This window comes from Candidatus Paralachnospira sp. LCP21S3_A2 (genome assembly GCF_052118925.1).
In the GTDB taxonomy this organism is placed as follows: Bacteria; Bacillota; Clostridia; order Lachnospirales; family Lachnospiraceae; genus Lientehia.
This window is the reverse complement of record NZ_JBQKGG010000043.1, coordinates 1-1,339: the sequence shown is the minus strand read 5'-3', so window position 1 is coordinate 1,339 and position 1,339 is coordinate 1. Positions and strand designations below refer to the sequence as shown.

The window sequence follows — 1,339 nt, the reverse complement described above, 5'->3', positions numbered from 1 at the left end:
TGATGTTAGCATCTAATTAGTACAAAACAAAAATGAGATATTCCCTTGATACAAATAAAATGTATAATAACAAGAGGAGGAACTCATCATGTCATGTAAGAAAACTCAACACACCAAACAATTTAAGTTGGATGCTATCAACTATCGAAAAGAACATCCGGATCTCACTCAGGTAGAATGTGCCAAGAATCTTGGCATCGGAGTCAGCACTCTTGCCAGATGGGAAGCGCAATTCCGAGACAATGAAGGCGACATTCCTGTTAGGGGTTCTGGTAATTACGAATCCGATGAAGCCAAGGAAATCGCACGTCTTAAGCGCGAGCTTCGCGACGCTCAGGATGCTCTTGATGTGTTAAAAAAAGCCATCGGCATTCTGGGGAAAGATTAACAGAAGCTATCTACACTGAAGTTTCTGCCAAAGTAGAGGCATCTAAAGTTACTGGACGCCGCGTCTCTACTTCCGGAATGCTGAAATTTTTAGGCGTATCTCGCTCTGGATATCGAGCTTTTCTGAATCGAAAAGTTTCTCCTTCAAAGCAGCGTAAAGAGGCTATAAAAAAGGAAATCCAGAAAATCTACGACAAATCCAAACAGAACTATGGTGCTCCCAAAATCACTCAGGAGCTCCGCAAGGCTGGCGAAATCATCGCCGAACGCACCGTAGGTAAATACATGCGTGAAATGGGCATTAAAGCCCAGTGGATTAAACCGTGGACCACCACAACGAGAGACTCCGATTTCAGTGAAGAACTTCGCAACATTCTTGATGAGCAGTTTAACCCAGAATGTCCTAATGCCGTTTGGTGTACTGACATCACTTACATTTGGACGCAGGACGGCTTTGTATACCTTAATTGCATCATGGACTTATTTGCCAGAAAAATCATCGCATGGACACTTTCTGACACGATGGAAGTATCCACTGTTATTGAAACTATTAATAAAGCAAAGGCCTATCGAAAAATCGATTTCCCTTTGATTATTCACACGGATCGTGGCAGCCAGTATGTTTCTAATGCTTGGCGCGAAGCCACTGAAAAAATGCAACGCAGTTATTCTCATACAGGTTATCCGTATGACAATGCCTGCATCGAATCTTTCCATTCCCTTATTAAACGTGAATGGTTAAATCGTTTCAGTATTCGTAACTACAACCATGCTTATCGTCTGGTATTCGAATACATAGAAACATTCTATAACACTGTCAGAATCCACAGCCACTGTGGCTATGTATCACCTGACGAATATGAAAAGCTGTATGAGAGGGGTATGTTACTGTCTGCTGCTTAGCAGGCAGAACTTCTCATTTTAATTTGTACTAAATCTTGACATAGGACCA

2 protein-coding genes are annotated in these 1,339 nt (G+C 41.9%); both read left to right on the top strand.

Annotated features, from left to right (window positions below):
- Positions 1-88: 88 nt before the first annotated feature.
- The gene (locus ACTQ3K_RS12585; RefSeq protein ID WP_291810107.1) at positions 89-388 is read left to right on the top strand and encodes a transposase; all 300 of its coding nucleotides are present in this window, start codon (positions 89-91) and stop codon (positions 386-388) included.
- 8 nt (positions 389-396) lie between these two features.
- The gene (locus ACTQ3K_RS12580; protein ID WP_441064999.1) at positions 397-1,290 is read left to right on the top strand and encodes an IS3 family transposase; all 894 of its coding nucleotides are present in this window, start codon (positions 397-399) and stop codon (positions 1,288-1,290) included.
- Positions 1,291-1,339 lie beyond the last annotated feature (49 nt).